This window comes from Flavobacterium frigidimaris, assembly GCF_002217275.1.
Lineage (GTDB): Bacteria > Bacteroidota > Bacteroidia > Flavobacteriales > Flavobacteriaceae > Flavobacterium > Flavobacterium aquidurense.
Genome location: NZ_MUGV01000043.1, coordinates 1 through 18,446 on the forward strand (window position 1 = coordinate 1; position 18,446 = coordinate 18,446).

Below are 18,446 nucleotides of genomic sequence, written 5' to 3' on the forward strand. Positions count from 1 at the left end.
GAAACAGCTCCTTATTAAAATAATGATTCTTCTCTAAAAAACCCTTCCTTTATATTATAGTATAAAAGTATCCCTGTTTATTTATAAAAATAAACCCGACAGCTTTTGTAAAACTGTCGGGTTGTAAAACTATATATAAGTAATGCTATCTATCTTTAGCCTCTTCGGTTTTGGTTTGCTTTGCTTTTGCTTCCCATTGATTCATTAGGTCACCATAGTTTATAGGTTTGGCTGGTTTTTGATTGACCAATCGGCCTGACTCAAATGCTCTTTGAAGAATGGTTTCTATTAAATAGTCTTCATTGACTTCGTATGGATTGTATTCTTTCTTTAAACTAATGTCGAATAAATTGGCGGTCGTATTAGATACAAAAGCTTTGAAACCGCTTTTTAACGTGCGAATCAATTCATATGTTGTGATTCCGGTTTGTCTGTGTACTAGTTTTACAAGAATTTGACCTTGTTTACGCGAAAGCTTTTTTAATCTAGCTTCGAATTCATTATTAAGGTAATCTTCTACAATTTTAAAATACTTCTTTTTTTCGCGATTGGTTTTCAGCCGCGCCATTCCCTGATTTAAAGCCGTCAATCTATCAGCAGCCAGCTTTGCGTAGGGATATACTTTATACACTCTGTTTTGAAGAATCATAAATTGCTTTTGCGCTTCGGGATCGAGTTTCTCTTTGGTGATAATAATTTCAGGCAATTCAATTGTATCGCCCAAAATAGAATCTCGTTCTGTCAATACATAGCCCATTTGCTGGTTCTCTTTTGGCGTAACCTGAGCCTGGCCTGAAAACGAAATCAATATAAAGAATAAAAGAATGTAGGTAAATCTCATCGAGTCATAATTTAAATGTAAAATTATATATTTATACACAACTCTAATACCAAATTTATAAATTAGCAAAAAAATATTTTTATGAGTACTGAATCTATCTTAAAAGATACCTCAATTGCTTTTCTGGAAAGCTACCTAAATAATGCATCGCCTACCGGATATGAAAGTGAAGGACAAAAACTTTGGATGAATTATTTAAAACCATACGTTGATACTTTTATTACCGATACTTATGGAACAGCGGTTGGAATTATTAATCCTGATGCTCCTTTTAAAGTTGTAATAGAAGGTCACGCAGATGAAATTTCATGGTATGTAAATTACATTACAGATGATGGTTTATTATATGTAATACGTAATGGAGGTTCTGATCATCAAATTGCGCCATCGAAAAGAGTTAATATTCATACTAAAAAAGGAATTGTAAAAGGTGTTTTTGGATGGCCGGCGATTCATACCCGCTTGCGCGACAAGGAGGAAATTCCCAAATTGAGTAACATTTTCATTGATCTGGGATGCGAAACCAAAGAACAAGTTCTTGAAATGGGCGTTCATGTGGGTTGCGTGATTACCTATCCCGACGAATTCATGATTTTGAACGAGAATAAATTCGTTTGTCGTGCTATCGATAACAGAATGGGTGGTTTTATGATTGCCGAAGTTGCCCGTTTATTGCATGAAAATAAAAAAACACTTCCGTTTGGGTTGTATATTGTAAACTCGGTTCAGGAAGAAATTGGTTTGCGAGGTGCTGAAATGATTGCACAAACGATTAAACCAAATGTGGCAATTGTTACTGATGTTTGCCACGATACGACTACGCCAATGATTGACAAAAAAGTAGAAGGTGATCTTAAAATGGGTAAAGGACCTGTAATTGCTTACGCACCCGCTGTTCAAAATAAACTGCGTGATTTAATTGTAGACACAGCAGAGGAAAATAAAATTCCGTTTCAACGTCACGCTACTTCGAGAGCGACCGGAACAGATACTGATGCTTTTGCTTATAGCAATGGCGGTGTAGCATCTGCATTGATTTCGTTACCTTTACGTTATATGCATACTACTGTTGAAATGGTTCATAGGGAAGATGTTGAAAATGTGATTCAGTTGATTTATGAATCGTTATTGAAAATTGAGAATAATGAGACTTTCTCTTATTTCAAATAAAAAGAAAACTTAAAACGTCAATTCGGTTATTGTTAGCCGAATTGACTAATAAAATATAGCATGAAAATACTACTACTCGAAGATGATTTTACGTTGTCTAAAGAAATCTCTGCATTCTTTACTTCAAAAGAATTCGAGTGTGTACCTTATTACGATGGTTCTTTATTACTAAAGAAATATCTTCCACAGGAATACGATTTAATTATTCTTGATATTAATGTTCCTGGAACAAACGGAATCGACGTTTGCAAAGGAATACGGGAAATTGATAAAAAGACACCTATTATAATGCTAACGGCTTTTAGTGAAATTGAAGATAAATTAGCTTCATTTGATAATGGTGCCGACGATTATCTGGTTAAACCATTTCATTTTGAGGAATTGTATGCCCGTATTTCATCACTTTTACGACGAAAAGATATTCCACAGCAAAGTGAGAATAAAATTAGTATTGAAGATTTAGAAATTCTGGAAGATGATATGAAAGTATTTCGTTCAGGTGAAGAAATCAAATTGACACCAAAAGAGTTTAAATTGATTCTGATTCTGGCTCATGCTAAAGGAAAAGTATTATCTAAACAATTTATTGCCGAGAAACTTTGGGATTACCATATTGAAACCAATCAGAATACAATTGAGGTTTACATTAACTTTTTAAGAAAGAAAATTGATAAAGACCACGAAATAAAACTAATTCGGACCAAAATTGGTTACGGATATTATTTAAGCGCTCAGGAATGACATTAAAAAACCGGATATCACTTTTAGTTAGTTTGCTTTTTACAATCCTATTTGGGTTGGCATCTACTGTGATATTTGTGTTGTACTCTAATTTTAGAAAAGAAGAATTTCGTGATCGTCTTGAAATAAAAGCACTTTCAAATATTAAACTTTTGGTCAATGTAAAAGAAGTTGATGATCAGCTTTTAAAAATAATTGATCAAAACTCTATCAATAAATTGTATGATGAAAAGACTTTGGTTTTTGATTCTCATTACAATTTAATCTATAGTAGTATTGATGATGCCAAAATAACCTGGTCCATTGATGATTTAAAATACCTTAAGCAACATAAAACCTTTTTTAAGCAACAAGGAAATTATGAAGTTTATGGCGTTTTCTATGATACCAAAGACAGAGATTTTTATGCCTTAATATCGGCAACAGATGATTACGGGAAACGGAAACTGCTTTTTCTTAGATATACTTTAATCGTTTCTTATATATTTTTTACTTGTATTTGTTGGGTTTTGACTTCGTTCATGGTAAGAAAAGCCATGAGCCCGTTGAGCATATTCCATCAAAAAATAAAAAACATAAACGAGAACAATCTTGACACACGTATTGAGTCAAAAAGTACTAAAAATGAAATTGATTTGATTGCCAATGAATTTAACTTCATGATGGACCGAATTGAAATGTCCTATCAAAAACAAAAAGAATTTACTGCACACGCCTCGCATGAGCTCAGAACTCCACTTTCAAGAATTACTTCGCAAATTGAAAATACCATTACAGATCGAGCAACATCTGACAAAGGAAAATCTTTCTTAAAAACTATTTTATCAGACGTTAATCAATTAACAGAACTTATTAATTCACTTTTGATTCTTTCTAAAATAGATGATAAAAATCACGAGAATTATGAAGTTCAGCGAATGGATGAAATTCTTTTTTCGTCAATTGAAAACTTAAATAAAAGCTTTCCTGATTTTATTATTCTTTTCGAAATGGAAGAAAATGACAATTTAGATACTGCTTTAGAAATTAGAGGGAACAAAAATTTACTCGAAATTGCCATAGGGAATGTTCTCAAAAATGCCTGTGTTTACTCTACTAACAAACAAGCCAAAGTAAAAATCAGCTCTGAAAAAGATCATCTAATTATTTCTGTTTTCAACACTGGAAAAACTTTAAATGAAGAAGAACAAAAAAGACTTTTTCAAGCATTTATGCGTGGGGAAAATTCGAAAGGCACTTCTGGTTTTGGGCTTGGATTACGTATTGTAAATCGTATCTTGACACTTCATAAAGCAACCATAACCTACAGTGTTCCAGATATAAACACAAATTTATTTCAACTATTTTTTCATTTGTAAGAAATTTTAAGGTATTTTTAAGGTAGATTTTAAGGTCTCTTAAAGTCCCTTGATAGCATATTTGTACAACTTAAAATTGATACAATGAAAAAACTATGTGCATTATTCCTACTTGTATTATTCAATCAGGTAGTTATGGCTCAAAAAACAGTAACACTTCAGGACTGTGAAAGCCAGTTTCTTAAAAAAAATCTTTTTTTGTTGGCATCTCAATATAATATTGATGCTTCGAAAGCACTAACGATTCAGGCACGTATTTGGGATAACCCAACACTTAGCGCAGAATTGAATGCCTACAATCCGGAAAGAAATCAATATTTTGATATTGGTAAGGATGGGCAAAAAGCATTCGGTATCGAGCAATTAATTTATCTGGGAGGAAAAAAACGCAATGAGGTAAAACTAGCGCAAACCAATGAACAATTGGCTGAATTGCAATTTAATGATCTTTTAAGGACATTAAAATTACAATTACGCAAAAGTTTTTACACTGTTTATTACAATACAAAAAGTCTTGAAACTACTGATAAGCAATTGGTGCATATAGAAGATTTAATCAACTCCTACTCCATTCAGGCTCAAAAAGGGAATGTCCCTTTAAAAGATGTTGTTCGTTTGCAATCTTTGTATCTCAATTTTAAGAACGAGCGAATGGAAGTCGTGAATGATAATATTGAAGAACAGGCGAATTTGAAATTATTATTGAACGAAACAGAAACTGTAGTTCCAAATGTTTCTGATTCTGAATTTAATAAATATTTGAAAACATTGGCTTTTGATATAAAATCATTTGAAAATGATGCCATCACGAATCGTCCCGATTATTTAGCCAAGCAAAAAGAAATTGATGCTAACGAAATCAATGTAAAATGGCAAAAATCGCTTTCTGTTCCAGACGTTACTTTAGGTGCAAACTATGATCAACGTAGTGGTGCCTTTAATAAAGAAGCCAATTTGACATTGGGAATTCCATTACCACTTTGGAATAAAAACAAAGGAAATATCAAATATGCACAAACCATTTTAGAACAGTCTAAAGTTGATAAACAAAGTTTTTACCTGCAATTGCAAACTGAAATTACTTCGGCCTGGAATAAATGGGATGAATCACGCAAAAACTATACAGTAATAAATCCAACTGTTAACGCAGATTTTGAGGCAGTTTACAACGGAATGCTAACGAATTTTCAAAAACGAAATGTTAGTTTACTAGAATTCACTGATTTTATGGAAAGCTACAATCAGGCATCAATTCAGGTAAATGAATTAAAGAAAAAAGTAGTGCTTTCAGGAGAAGAATTAAACAGTACCATCAACAAAGACTTATTTTAAAACTAAATAAAATGAAACATAAACTAATCATAGGAATTGCAATAGTAAGTTTATCTCTTACAAGCTGTAAAAAGGAAGTCGAAAATCCGCAAACGAATACCTCTTTTGCATTAAGCGACTCTATGCTAAAATCGACGACAACCGCTGAAGCACAAACAAAACCTGTAACTAATGAATTGAATTTTTACGGAAAAATTACAGCTGACAACAATAAAATGATTGATGTTTACCCGCTTGTAGGTGGAAATGTAATTAAAGTAAATGTGGAGCTTGGCGATTATGTTCGCAAAGGTCAAGTTCTAGCTACTATCAGAAGTACCGATATTGCAGATTTTGAAAAACAATCACTTGATGCAAAAAGTGATTTACTAGTAGCCAAAAACAGTTTGAAAGTAGCTCAGGAATTATTTGATGGAAAATTAAATTCTGAAAGTGACGTTCTTCAGGCAAAAGCAGAAGTTGCTAAAGCACAATCGCAGGTAGGGAAAATTCAGGAAACTTATAAAATCTACAACATCAAAGCCGGTTCTATTTATGAGGTGACAGCTCCAATTAGTGGTTTTATAATTCAAAAAAGCATTAATCAGGACATGCTTTTGAGAAATGATCGTTCTGAAAATATTTTTGATATTGCTGAAATCAGCGAAGTTTGGGCAATGGCCAACATCAATGAAATGGATATTAATAAAGTAAAATTAGGAATTGATGCCGATGTAACTACTTTGAGTTACCCTGATAAAGTTTTTAAAGGAAAAGTAGATAAAATCTTCAACGTAATTGATCCCGAAACTAAAGCAATGCAGGCTCGTATTAAATTACAAAATCCAGGTTATTTATTAAAACCGGATATGAATGCCAATATAAAATTATCATTTAAAGAGGAAGATAAATCAATGATTGCTATTCCGAGTAACGCTATTGTTTTTGACAAAAGTAAAAACTTTGTTATGGTTTTTAAAGATCGTCACAATATTGAAACCAGACAAGTTGAAGTTTACAGAGTCGTTGGAAACACTACTTATATTTCAAGTGGATTAAAAGACAATGAAAAAATAATTACCAACAATCAGTTATTTATTTACCGCGCCTTAAATGAATAATTAAATGGAAAAATCTGTAAACATATTGAGTTTTGCAACGTTGCTGATTTCGACGTTTTCATTTTCACAAGAAACAGATTCGATACGAAAATATAGTCTTAAATTTCAAATGACGTCTATATATCAATATCATCCATCCTTTCATGCTAACTATTCAGGAACCAACAGTATGACTCCCGAAGAAGAAAGTGCATTGTCCCTGACATCGACTTTATATTTTGATCTTCCGCTCTGGAAAGGTGCTACAGCAACTTTAAATCCTGAAATGTCAGGCGGCCAGGGTTTATCACAAGCCAGAGGTTTAGGAGGTTTTCCTAACGGAGAAACTTTTAGAATTGGAGATTCAAAGCCTGTCGTTTATGTTGCGAGAATGCTATTAGAACAAAAATTTCAGTTTAAGAATAATAAGTCGTTGCAATTGGTTTTTGGAAAATTCGGGTTATCCGATTATTTCGATAATAATACCTACTCACACGATCCTAGAACACAATTTTTGAACTGGTCGCTAATGACCCATGGAGCTTGGGATTATGCAGCGAATACCCGCGGATATACTGACGGATTATATGTTAATTATCAATTTGATAGCTGGCAGTTACGAGCTTCATTAACCGCTTTGCCAACTTATGCTAACGGGCCGAATGTTGAATTTAGTTTTAAAGATTCTAATGCCGTAAACGTTGAAATTGAAAAGAAAGTAGTCTTCAGTAATAATGACACAAGTATTATCAAGTTACTAGGATTTCGAAATGTGGCAGGAATGGGAAATTACGCTGAAGCCAACTCAAATTTTACAACAATTCCGGATATTAAAAGTACACGGGAAAATGGTCGCACAAAATATGGTCTGGGTTTAAATTTAGATTATACACATGGAGAAAATTGGGGACTTTTTGCCCGAATGAGTTATAATGATGGTAAAAATGAAACCTGGGCTTTTACAGAAATTGACCGATCAGCGCAATTAGGAATTAATCTGAAAGGAAAAATTTGGAATCGCGAAAATGATTTTGGTGGTATTGCAATAGTAGCCAACGGACTATCAAACCCACATAAAGAATATCAAAAACTTGGAGGAAATGGTTTTATGATTGGTGACGGGACTTTGAATTATGGAACAGAACAAATTGTAGAAGTTTTTTATTCCTTTCTAGTTCCCAACACCCATATTACACTTTCACCAGATTATCAATTTGCTGTAAATCCCGGATATAACAAAGACAGAGGTCCTATTCAGTTTTTGGCATTGCGTTTTCACACCGAGTTCTGATACAAAAAAAATTATACAAATTAATGATGCTTATTATCAAGCATTTTAGTTTAAAAATAAAAATTCATCATTAAAAATACTTTTAAAATGAACAAATTCATTAGAAATATTATTGCTTTTTCACTTAAGAATAAAGCATTTACCTTTTTTTGGGTTGGATTATTGGCTGTTGCCGGATTTATTTCCTTCAAAAATATGCCAATCGACGCCTTTCCGGATGTAACGAATACTCAAATTATTATCATTACGCAATGGAACGGCAAAAGTGCTGAAGAAGTAGAACGTTTTGTGACTTCACCCATCGAAATCTCTATGAACTCGGTTCAGAAAAAGACCAGTGTTCGTAGTATTACCATGTTTGGATTATCTGTTATTAAAATCATTTTTGATGATGGAGTCGATGACACTTTTGCACGTCAGCAGGTCAATAATTTATTAAAAAATGTTTCGCTTCCAGATGATGTTGAACCAGATGTTCAGCCTCCATACGGACCGACTGGAGAAATATTCAGATATATTGTAAAAAGTAACAGCAGAGATAGTAGAGAATTATTGACTTATCAAAACTGGGTTATCGACAAACAACTTCGCTCCGTTCCTGGTGTGGCCGATTTAAATGTTTTTGGAGGACAAACTAAAACGTACGAAGTTGGTGTTGATCCAATCAAATTAGCAAAATACAACATTACTCCATTACAAGTTTACAATGCTGTAAATGCAGGAAACTTAAATGTTGGTGGAGATATTATTGAGAAAAACGGACAAGCTTTTGTAGTTCGCGGTGTCGGGCTTTTAAAATCGATTCCGGATATTGAAAATATTATTGTTGATGATGCCGGAGGAAATCCAATTTTGGTAAAAAATGTTGCTTCTGTTTACGAAAGCGCAATGCCAAGAGTTGGTCAAACCGGAATTGGTAAAAACGATGATGCTGTTGAGGGAATTGTTGTAATGCGAAAAGGCGAAAATGCTCAGGAAACTTTAGCCTTAATAAAAGATAAAATCAAGGATTTAAATGAGAATGTTCTTCCGAAGGATATTAAAATAGAAACTTTTTACGACCGTGATAATTTGATGAATTTCACGACTGAAACAGTAATGCACAATTTATTTGAAGGAATTATTCTGGTTACTTGTGTCGTATTTCTTTTCATGGCCGACTGGAGAACTACTTTTACGGTCTCAATTGTTATCCCGTTATCCTTATTGTTTGCTTTTTTATGTCTGAAGATGATGGGAATGAGCGCCAATTTGCTGAGTTTGGGTGCGGTCGATTTCGGAATTATTATTGATGGCGCGGTGGTTATGGTCGAGGGATTGTTTGTGGTATTGGACCACCGGGCACATCAATTAGGAATGACAGCCTACAATAAAATAGCTAAAGGAAGTTTGATTAAAAAAACCGGAACAGAAATGGGTAAAGCTATTTTCTTTTCTAAATTAATCATCATTACTGCTTTATTGCCAATATTCTCGTTCCAGAAAGTAGAAGGAAAAATGTTCTCGCCCCTAGCCTACACTTTAGGTTTTGCCTTAATGGGAGCTTTACTATTTACTCTTACATTAGTTCCGGTTTTATCGCATATACTGTTGAATAAAAACGTAAAAGAAAAACACAACCCGTTTGTGAATTTCTGGGACAGAATTGTAGGCAAAGGTTTTGCCTGGACATTTAAACATAAAGTCCAAACACTTATAGCTTCCGTAGCGATTGTGGCTTCGATTTTCTTCTCAGCTACCTTTTTAGGAACTGAATTCCTTCCGCAATTAAATGAAGGAGCTTTATGGGTAACTGCAGAATTACCAATGAGTACATCACTTCCAGAAAGTGTTCAAACGGCGGCAATGATTCGAAAAGATCTCGAAAGTTTTCCGGAAGTCAAAAATGTATTGTCGCAAACAGGACGAAGCAATGACGGAACAGATCCAAACGGATTCGGGTTTATTCAGCTTCAGGTTGATTTAAAACCAAAATCGGAATGGACTCGAAAAATCAGCATGGATGAATTAATTAATGAAATGGATAATAAACTGAAAGTGCATCAGGGAATTACCTATAATTATTCACAACCCGTTATTGATAACGTAGCCGAATCTGTAGCTGGTTTTAAAGCATCAAATGCCGTGAAAATTTATGGAGATGATTTAGATAAACTCGATGAATTATCAAATGAAGTTTTAGCCAAGATCAAAGACATTCCAGGTATAAAAGATGCCGGGATTCTTAGAAACGTTGGTCAGCCAGAAATTAGTGTGATTCTGGACAGAGAAAAAATGGCCGCTTACGGTGTTACATTGAGCGATGCACAAGCCGTTTTAGAATTGGCTTTTGGAGGAAAAACGGCCACTCAAAAATATGAAGATGAAAAGAAATTTGATGTGAGAGTTCGTTTTTCTAAAGAATACCGTAAAGATGAAGAAGACTTGGCCGAACTTAAAGTTCCAACTATTAGTGGAGTTAAAATTCCACTAAAAGAAATCTGCGATATTAAAACCGTAACTGGTCCTGCTTTTATTTACAGAGATAATACAAAACGTTTTATTGGTGTAAAATTCTCTGTTCGCGATAGAGATTTAGGAAGTACGATTGCCGAAGCACAGAAAAAAGTAGCTGAACTAAAAATGCCTACAGGTTATACAACAGGCTGGACAGGAGAATTTGAAAACCAGGTTCGTGCCAGTGCACGTTTGGCTCAGGTTGTACCAATCAGTTTAATCGGAATATTTGTATTGCTGTTTATTCTTTTCGGAAATATTAAAGATTCTTTGCTTGTTTTAGCAAATGTTCCGTTTGCCATTATTGGGGGAATTATGGCTTTACACATTACTGGAATGAATTTTGGAATCTCTGCTGGTGTTGGTTTTATTGCTTTACTTGGAATTTGTATTCAAAATGGAGTAATCTTAATATCCGAATTTCATCATAATCTGAAGGCAAAATTCACATTAGAAGAATCCATTTTTATGGGAGTAAAAGCAAGAACAAGAGCGGTAGTTATGACTGCATTAATGGCATCAATAGGTTTAATGCCAGCCGCAATTTCAACCGGAATTGGTTCTGAATCACAAAAACCATTAGCCATTGTAATTATTGGAGGTTTAATAACAGCCACTATTTTAACACTATTGGTTTTCCCAATTATATTTTGGGTTTTCAACCGCAAGAAAAATGTTCCCATTGAATAAGAATTTCAAAATAAATTAATTGGTTAAATTAATTTGGTTAAAGAGAAAGCATCATTATTTTTAATGGTGCTTTTTTGATTCCATTACATTTTAGTTTAATATCTTGCATCATAATCAAACCCATTTATGAAATATATCTATTTTTTAATAACGCTTTTTTCAATTTCATTATTAGCTTCAGTGATAAATGCAAAAGAAGGATTTACTTGTTTTCTTGAAGTTATTCCGGCAATTATTGGATTTATAATTCTCGCTTTCACTTTTAAAAAATTTCGCTTTACAAATTTCACTTATACATTAATCTTAATTCATTGTATCATCTTATTTATTGGCGGACATTATACTTACGCCGAAGTTCCTTTTTTTGATTATATAAAAGAAGTCTTTCATCAAAGTAGAAATAATTATGATAAAGTGGGGCATTTTGCACAAGGATTCGTGCCAGCAATGATTATAAGAGAACTATTTATTCGAAAAGAAGTAATCAACAATAAAAGCTTTTTCAACTTTATTATTGTCAGTATTTGTTTAGCAATCAGCGCCACCTACGAATTTATAGAATGGTTTGTTTCGCTGGCAACCGGCGAAGGCGGAGATTCTTTTTTAGGAACTCAGGGATATATTTGGGACACACAATCTGATATGTTGTATGCAACTATTGGAGCAATTGTAGCTTTGGTTCTCTTTTCTAAAATTCAGGATAAACAAATTCAGAAAACGCATTTTTAATTAATTCTTTTAAATTATATAAAATAAAAAACGACCTTCTGCTCAAGGAAGGTCGTTAAGTATACTAACTCAAACTCGTTTTAAACTTTTATTTTAAATCTTTCAAAATTGCAATAGCATCTGTTGCATTTGACAATTGTGCATATTTCAATGCTGTGAAACCTTGTTCGTTTTTATCTTCCGGACGAGCACCATTTTCTAATAAAACTTTTATTATTTCAACTTTATTATAACGTGCTGCAATCATTAATGGTGTCATGTCTTCTGATTTTTCATTAACATCAGCACCGTAAGCGATAAATTTTTTCACTACTTCTACATCTCCTTTACTTACCGCTACATGCAATGGAGCAGAGAAATTGTGTGAAACTTCAATTTTTGGATTCACTACTGATGATGTGTGATTCGCTGCCATTGAAACATTGGCAAAAGCTACTAAAGCTACTCCTAAAACAATTACTGAATTTTTCATGTTGATTGATTGTTAAATTGATTGATTATTGATGATTTTTAAATTCTATGTAAATGTACTCTATTTTTTGTATTATGCATTACCAAGTACCTTGTTTTAACTAATTCTTAACATTCATTTAATAAAAAACTGATAAACGCTCCTGAATGTTAAATTACCGTTTCATATATAGACGCTCATTTATTCAATATGTTACAGTTTAAATCAAAAAAATATAAAAAATCTTATATTTTTTTCCCGATACCGTAAAACAGCACTTTATCTTTTTTAACTTTACTATGCTGAATCGTAGCAAAATAAACTAATATTAACCTTTAAACCATTGAATATGCTTATCATCAAAAGAATGCTGCTTATTCTGATACTGATTGTGTCAATTGTTTTAATTGCTGCTTACTTTATGCCAAAAGATTATGCAGTAGAAAGAGAAATCACCATTAACAAACCTTCTGATAGTGTTTTTAATTATGTGAGATATTTAAAAAATCAAAATGAGTTTAGCGTCTGGGCTAATATCGATCCCAAAATGAAATCAACCTATAAAGGAACTGATGGAAATGTAGGTGCTATTTCAGCCTGGGAAAGTAGTGTAAAAGATGTGGGAGTTGGAGAACAGGAAATTACCAAAATAACAGAAGGAAAACGTATTGACTTTGCTTTACGTTTTAAAGAACCTATGAATGATACTGCTGTTGGATTTATGTCTACTGAATCTATTACAGGAAATCAAACAAAAGTAAAATGGGGAATCAACGGTGTTTTTCCTTATCCAATGAACATCATGATGCCCATGATGAATATGGATAAAATGATTGGAAAAGATTTACAAAAAGGACTTGAAAATTTAAAAATCAAAATGGAGCAATAAAAGTTTAGCCACAGATTACAAAAATTAAAAGGATTTTTAAAATCTCTTTAATCTGTGTAATCTGTGGCTAAAAAATTTAGGCTTAAAATCTAAGTTTAAGCTTTGCTATTTAGATAATCTAAAACATTTTTATTAATACGTTCATCGATATTATTGATATCAGCCTTAACGAATTTTTCTCCTAAAATATTCTCGTATAACTCAATATATCTTTCAGAAACAGATTCGATGTATTCATCAGTCATATTTGGAATTTGTTGTCCTTCCTGACCTTGAAAGCCATTTTCGATCAACCAACGACGCACAAACTCTTTTGATAATTGTTTTTGCTCTTCTCCTTTTTCCTGTCTTTCGTGGTATCCTTCTGCATAGAAATAACGGGAAGAATCGGGAGTGTGAATTTCATCAATTAAAACAATAACACCATCTTTCGTTTTACCGAACTCGTATTTTGTATCAACTAAAATCAAACCACGACTTGCAGCGATTTCAGTTCCTCTTTGAAATAAATCACGAGTGTATTTTTCTAAAACAATATAATCTTCTTCAGTAACAATTCCTTTTGCCAAAATATCCTCACGCGAAATATCTTCGTCATGAGAACCGTTGTCCGCTTTTGTAGTTGGAGTAATAATTGGTTCTGGAAATTTATCATTTTCCTTTAAACCTTCAACCATAGTTACACCACAAATTTGTCTTTTTCCTGCAGCATATTCTCTAGCAGCGTGTCCTGAAACATAACCACGAATTACCATTTCTACTTTAAATGGCTCACATAAATGTCCGACAGCAACGTTTGGATCTGGTGTAGCAATCAACCAATTTGGAACAATATCTTCAGTCAGTTCCATAAATCTGGTTGCAATCTGATTTAAAATTTGTCCTTTGTACGGAATCCCTTTTGGTAAAACGACATCAAAAGCCGAAAGTCTGTCGGTTGCGACCATTACTAAAAGTTCATCATTGATGTTGTAAACTTCTCTAACTTTTCCGCGGTAAACTGATTTCTGATTCGGGAAATTAAAATTTGTTGTTGTAATTGTATTGCTCATTATTGTAAGTTGTGTTGTTGTTTTACGAATGCAAATTTAAAACTAATTAAAAGAGCAAACAAGAAAGTATTCAGTTTTCAGTCACAGTTTAGAGTTTTGATGCTGCAATTGAAAACTGCGACTGTAGACTATTTTTTAAGAAGTGTTGAATTAAATAAATTTAAGATTCTTCCGTATTCGTCGATCCATGAATACGTTTCCTTGAAACCATGAGTCTCTACAGGGAAGGAAGCCAGGCTCCAGTTCTTTTTCTCTAATTCTATAAAACGCTGAGACAAACGTACAATATCTTTATACTCTACATTGTCATCAACCATTCCGTGCAACATTACAAGGTTTCCTTTCAAGTTGTCTGCAAAATATATTGGCGAGCTTTTCTTGTAAGCTTCCGGATCCGTTTCTGGAAAATTTAAAATATTTCCTGTGTATCCGTGATTGTAGTGTGCCCAATCTGTAACAGAACGCAAAGCTGCTCCAGATGTAAATTCGCCGGGTGTTGTAAGCATTCCCATTAAAGTAATAAAACCACCGTATGAACCACCATAAATCCCTACTCTATTAGCATCAATTCCATATTTATCCACTAATAACTTCTTACCATCAAGATGGTCAGACAAATCTTTTCCTCCCATGAAACGATAAATTCCAGTTCTGAAATCTCTTCCATAACCATCACTACCTCTATAATCGATATCCAATACGGTGTAACCTAAATCAGTCAGCAAATTATGAAACATGTACTCTCTGTAATAATTACTCCAAAAATTATGAGCATTTTGAAGATAACCAGCACCATGAACAAAAATTACAGCTGCTTTGTTTGCTACTTCTGCTTTTGGCGTATAAATTCTCGCATTAACAGGCGTTCCGTCTTGCGCTTTAAAGGTGATCACTTCAGGAGCTCTCCATTTATATTGCTTGAAAGCTTCTGTTGTTGAAGAAGAAATTTGCTGTAAAGTCGTATTTTTTTTATTATCAGCCAGATAAAAATCCCAGGGAATATTTTTATACGAATAACGAACTAATAGTGATTTTTCGTCTGGAGAAAGTACTACTTCGTGTGCGCCGTCTTTAGTTAAAATGGGTTGTAGGACACCATCAGCAAGAGCCAATTTATAAAAATTTCTATTTCCCGGATGAGTAGTATTGGTGCTTAAGTAAAATACTTTTTTATCTTTTGATAATGTAACATCACGAACTTCCCAATTTCCATTTGTCAATTGTGTTTTCTTTTTGGTCTTTACGTTATAAGTATACAAATGAGAATATCCTGTAACTTCAGATTGAAAATAAATCGTTTCATTATCTGCAAGAAAATCTAAATTTCCAGAAGAAAAAGAATAACCCGGAATTCCAGGTCCGCCAATCCAGGCTTCATCATGTTGATGTTCTATTTCTTCGAAAGTTCCTTTATCCAAATTTAGACTAACTAACCATCTGTCTTTATTATCCTGACTTCTGATTTCTACAATAGCCAATGATCCATCTTCATTGTAAACAGGAGCCTGAGGAACAATTAGTTTATCTTCTTTTGGTTTATTTTTTAAATTGTCGTACGATTCATAATACTTAGGTGTATCCTGAATATGACTTAAAGTTGAAAAATTCACATAATAAACAGAATCTTTTGCAACAGAATAAATTCCGAATTTTGTTTTTACAAAATTTGCTGTAGAAACTTTTTCCTTTGTATCCGGTGTTTGATTATAACCGTCAGCAGTTATAAAAACTTCCATTTTTTCTTTTTTTACTTCAGTATCTTCTACTAATCTAAAAGTGGCAAAATTTCCGTTTGGATTTACTTTTAGAGTATTAAAATCGTCTTTACCATAAAAATATTCCTTTGCAAAATCAGATTTTACAGCTTTACTTTTGGCAAGATTCCATTGTTTCCTGGCTTCTTTATCTTTTATAAACTGAAATAATTCTTTTTGCTGCGTAGTTAAAAAAGTCTCTTTCTCAGGTTTTACTTCTTTTTTAATCCCTTTGCTAAAGTTCGTGATTTGCAAAATCGTACCTTCTTTAGTATTGTATTTAAAGATGTTATCGTTTTGTTCAAAAAAAAGTATTCCGGCTTGAGATCCTAATTGCAAATTAGAAATTGGAGTTGATTGCTGAATCATTTTCTTCGAAATTTTCGATTGAATTGAGTAAGAATACAAACTTCCTTTATCTAAATAGTAAACAACATCAGATCCTGGTTTTGTTTTAAAATCCATTTGAGAAAAAACAGCTTCTTTTGGTAAGACAATTTCTGGTTTTGCCATTCCTTTTTGCCAGAAATAAGTACTTGTTCCTAATTCATCTTTCGGATTCCATTCAAAATAGACTTTCTTTCCGTCTAATGACCAGCGTCCATTTGTTGGTTGATTTCCAATAAAAGATTCCCCTTTCATTATTTCTTCTAATTTCAGATTCTGGCTATGGCCAGTAACAGAAAGAAATAAAAAGGCAAGGATAAAAATGTTTTTTGTCATGGTAATTGTTTTTGAGAAAACAAAAATACACTTTGAAAGCAATTAAAAAAATTGTTTTTCCTGTATGATATATAAACTATTAGTTTGCAAATGATTAAAAACAAAAATCCCCGAAGATAACTTCAGGGATTGTTTATATTATATATTAGAGAAAATCATTTAAAACCTAAAATTCCTTTTCCTAATGATTTTATTGATTCATCCAGACTTCCTAAAGTTGTCTCTGGCAACCTTCTAATATTTGATGCACTTACGACATAAATTTGCCCGTGATCTTTAGAAGGTGCTGCGGGTACAAAAACTACGGCATTTCCATCGGCATTTTCTTCAATTAGATGAGCAGGTTGCCAGTATTCACCATACTTCAATAATATTGGTAAATTAGGATTCGGCTTAGCCACTTTATGTGCCAATTTTTCTTCAGCCAATTTTTTATTCTTTTCATATCCTGGTAAAAAAACCATTAATTTATCATCTACCCAGTCTGCGAACTTTTTTAAGAAAGACAATCGTACTAAATATCCACTGAAGTAAATCAATAATATTAAAAATAATCCTCCAAGAATATCACTCCCAACTGGTCCTAAAATTTTATCTAAATGCAATATATGAGAAACTTTGTCTCCGTATTTTCGAAAAAATCCCCATACTTTCTCCAATATCATAAAAAAAACAACCAAAGGCAAAAGCAAAATAATTCCAGAAATACAATTTTTTTGAAGCTGATGTAAAAATTTTTCCATGTTTTGATGATTAAATTAATATTCAAAAAAAAAACTTATCTAAAATAAGATAAGTTTTATAAAATTATAAATTTGACCTCAATAAACAATGTTTTTTGAAGATAAATATCTAAAAATTAAGCTTCTGCGAATTCTTTGTTTAATATTTTTGAAGCAATATATTTAGCAACGCCATCTTCAGCATTGGTCTTAATAACTTCTAAGTCTGGCAACGTTTCTTTTAATAAAGCTGGCGCATTACCCATAATTAAACCTTTTCCGGACGCGGATAACATTTGAACATCGTTGAAACCATCTCCAAAAGAAACTGCTTCTTCCAGAGTATATCCTTCTTTTTCTAAAACTCTCTCGATTGAAACAGCCTTGTCTATGGCTTTATCCATAAATTCCAAACAAGTTGGCAAACTAAAAGCGTGATGCAAGTGTTCTGAAGAATTGGCCAAAATAGCATCTTTCAACTTTACTAATTTTTCGTGATCATCGCAGGAAAAGAAAATTTTGATTGCTCCAAAATCTTCCAAAGTTTTATAATCAACCAATTCCGGGCGATATTTCAGTTCCGTTTGAAAAGCATTTAATTTTTCATTTATTCTGTTGGTTTGCCAAACATTTTCTTTGAATAAAACCACTGTAATCTCCGGGTCGATTTCAACATTCAATGCATTTTTTACAACCTCGCTATCTAAGTTGAATGAAAAAAGTTCTACTTTATTAGGAGAATGAATTCTCGCTCCGTTTGAACTCACTAAATAAACCGGAACTTCAAGTGTTTCAATAATAGCCATAGCATCAAGATGATGGCGGCCTGTAGCAACTACGATAAGGTAATTTTGATTGTGAAGTTCCTGAAAAATGGATTTGGTATAATCTGAAATTTTGTGTTGAGGGTTGAGTAAAGTTCCGTCAAGGTCGCTTACTACAACTTTTATATTTTTAAGCTTAGTCATATTAAAGATCAAATGTTTATGAAATGCAAATTTACGGCTTTAGGCTTAGAAGAGCAAAGATTACAAAGCCCAAAAGCCCGAAATGAGAGAAGTTTATTATTTATTTAACTATTTCGTTAAATATTGCATTTTAGCTATTTTATACTTTTATAATTCCGGA

The 18,446-nt window shown here is 32.9% G+C and carries 15 protein-coding genes; 9 read left to right on the forward strand and 6 right to left on the reverse strand.

The features are described from left to right. Positions 1-145: 145 nt before the first annotated feature. Positions 146-841 (reverse strand): DUF4294 domain-containing protein, encoded by a 696-nt coding sequence (locus B0A65_RS20780; protein WP_074663684.1) that lies wholly within the window; start codon positions 839-841, stop codon positions 146-148. Between the two features lie 81 nt (positions 842-922). On the opposite strand from B0A65_RS20780, the gene B0A65_RS20785 reads away from it, so the two are divergent. The 8 genes from B0A65_RS20785 to B0A65_RS20820 all read left to right on the forward strand — a co-directional run bounded on the left by B0A65_RS20785 (position 923) and on the right by B0A65_RS20820 (position 11,727). Further along, a complete protein-coding gene (locus B0A65_RS20785) occupies positions 923-2,011 on the forward strand; it encodes a M42 family metallopeptidase (protein WP_026984021.1) in 1,089 nt (362 codons plus the stop codon). Between the two features lie 60 nt (positions 2,012-2,071). Further along, on the forward strand, positions 2,072-2,752 hold the full coding sequence (locus tag B0A65_RS20790; RefSeq protein ID WP_074663687.1) for a response regulator transcription factor: 681 nt from the start codon (positions 2,072-2,074) through the stop codon (positions 2,750-2,752). Then, a complete protein-coding gene (locus tag B0A65_RS20795) occupies positions 2,749-4,110 on the forward strand; it encodes a HAMP domain-containing sensor histidine kinase (RefSeq protein ID WP_074663689.1) in 1,362 nt (453 codons plus the stop codon). Before B0A65_RS20790 ends, B0A65_RS20795 begins: the two co-directional genes overlap by 4 nt. A gap of 84 nt (positions 4,111-4,194) precedes the next feature. Continuing rightward, complete coding sequence (locus tag B0A65_RS20800) at positions 4,195-5,442, forward strand: TolC family protein (RefSeq protein ID WP_083370533.1); 1,248 nt, start codon at positions 4,195-4,197, stop codon at positions 5,440-5,442. An 11-nt stretch (positions 5,443-5,453) separates the two neighbouring features. Further along, complete coding sequence (locus tag B0A65_RS20805; protein ID WP_074663692.1) at positions 5,454-6,542, forward strand: efflux RND transporter periplasmic adaptor subunit; 1,089 nt, start codon at positions 5,454-5,456, stop codon at positions 6,540-6,542. A gap of 4 nt (positions 6,543-6,546) precedes the next feature. Beyond that, positions 6,547-7,812, forward strand: a complete 1,266-nt coding sequence (locus B0A65_RS20810; protein ID WP_074663694.1) for a carbohydrate porin — start codon at positions 6,547-6,549, stop codon at positions 7,810-7,812. Positions 7,813-7,899: 87 nt separating this feature from the next. Next, positions 7,900-10,998 carry an efflux RND transporter permease subunit gene (locus B0A65_RS20815; RefSeq protein WP_074663697.1) on the forward strand — a complete coding sequence of 1,033 codons (3,099 nt, stop codon included), beginning with the start codon at positions 7,900-7,902 and terminating at the stop codon, positions 10,996-10,998. A gap of 126 nt (positions 10,999-11,124) precedes the next feature. Continuing rightward, positions 11,125-11,727, forward strand: a complete 603-nt coding sequence (locus B0A65_RS20820) for a DUF2238 domain-containing protein (RefSeq protein WP_074663700.1) — start codon at positions 11,125-11,127, stop codon at positions 11,725-11,727. A gap of 88 nt (positions 11,728-11,815) precedes the next feature. Here the strand turns inward: B0A65_RS20820 and B0A65_RS20825 are convergent, their stop codons facing one another. Beyond that, positions 11,816-12,199: an ankyrin repeat domain-containing protein gene (locus B0A65_RS20825; protein ID WP_074663703.1), complete on the reverse strand. Its 384-nt coding sequence runs from the start codon at positions 12,197-12,199 to the stop codon at positions 11,816-11,818. 328 nt (positions 12,200-12,527) lie between these two features. Here B0A65_RS20825 and B0A65_RS20830 point away from each other — a divergent pair, with 328 nt between their 5' ends. Beyond that, positions 12,528-13,067, forward strand: coding sequence for an SRPBCC family protein (locus B0A65_RS20830; RefSeq protein WP_074663706.1), 540 nt, complete (start codon positions 12,528-12,530; stop codon positions 13,065-13,067). A 95-nt stretch (positions 13,068-13,162) separates the two neighbouring features. On the opposite strand, the gene B0A65_RS20835 is transcribed toward B0A65_RS20830, so the two are convergent. The 4 genes from B0A65_RS20835 to B0A65_RS20850 form a co-directional block, all read right to left on the reverse strand. Next, positions 13,163-14,119 (reverse strand): phosphoribosylaminoimidazolesuccinocarboxamide synthase, encoded by a 957-nt coding sequence (locus B0A65_RS20835; protein WP_074663708.1) that lies wholly within the window; start codon positions 14,117-14,119, stop codon positions 13,163-13,165. A 128-nt stretch (positions 14,120-14,247) separates the two neighbouring features. Beyond that, positions 14,248-16,596 (reverse strand): S9 family peptidase, encoded by a 2,349-nt coding sequence (locus tag B0A65_RS20840; protein ID WP_074663711.1) that lies wholly within the window; start codon positions 16,594-16,596, stop codon positions 14,248-14,250. Positions 16,597-16,751: 155 nt separating this feature from the next. Then, complete coding sequence (locus B0A65_RS20845) at positions 16,752-17,339, reverse strand: hypothetical protein (RefSeq protein WP_074663714.1); 588 nt, start codon at positions 17,337-17,339, stop codon at positions 16,752-16,754. Positions 17,340-17,455: 116 nt separating this feature from the next. Then, positions 17,456-18,286 (reverse strand): Cof-type HAD-IIB family hydrolase, encoded by an 831-nt coding sequence (locus B0A65_RS20850; protein WP_074663717.1) that lies wholly within the window; start codon positions 18,284-18,286, stop codon positions 17,456-17,458. Positions 18,287-18,446 lie beyond the last annotated feature (160 nt).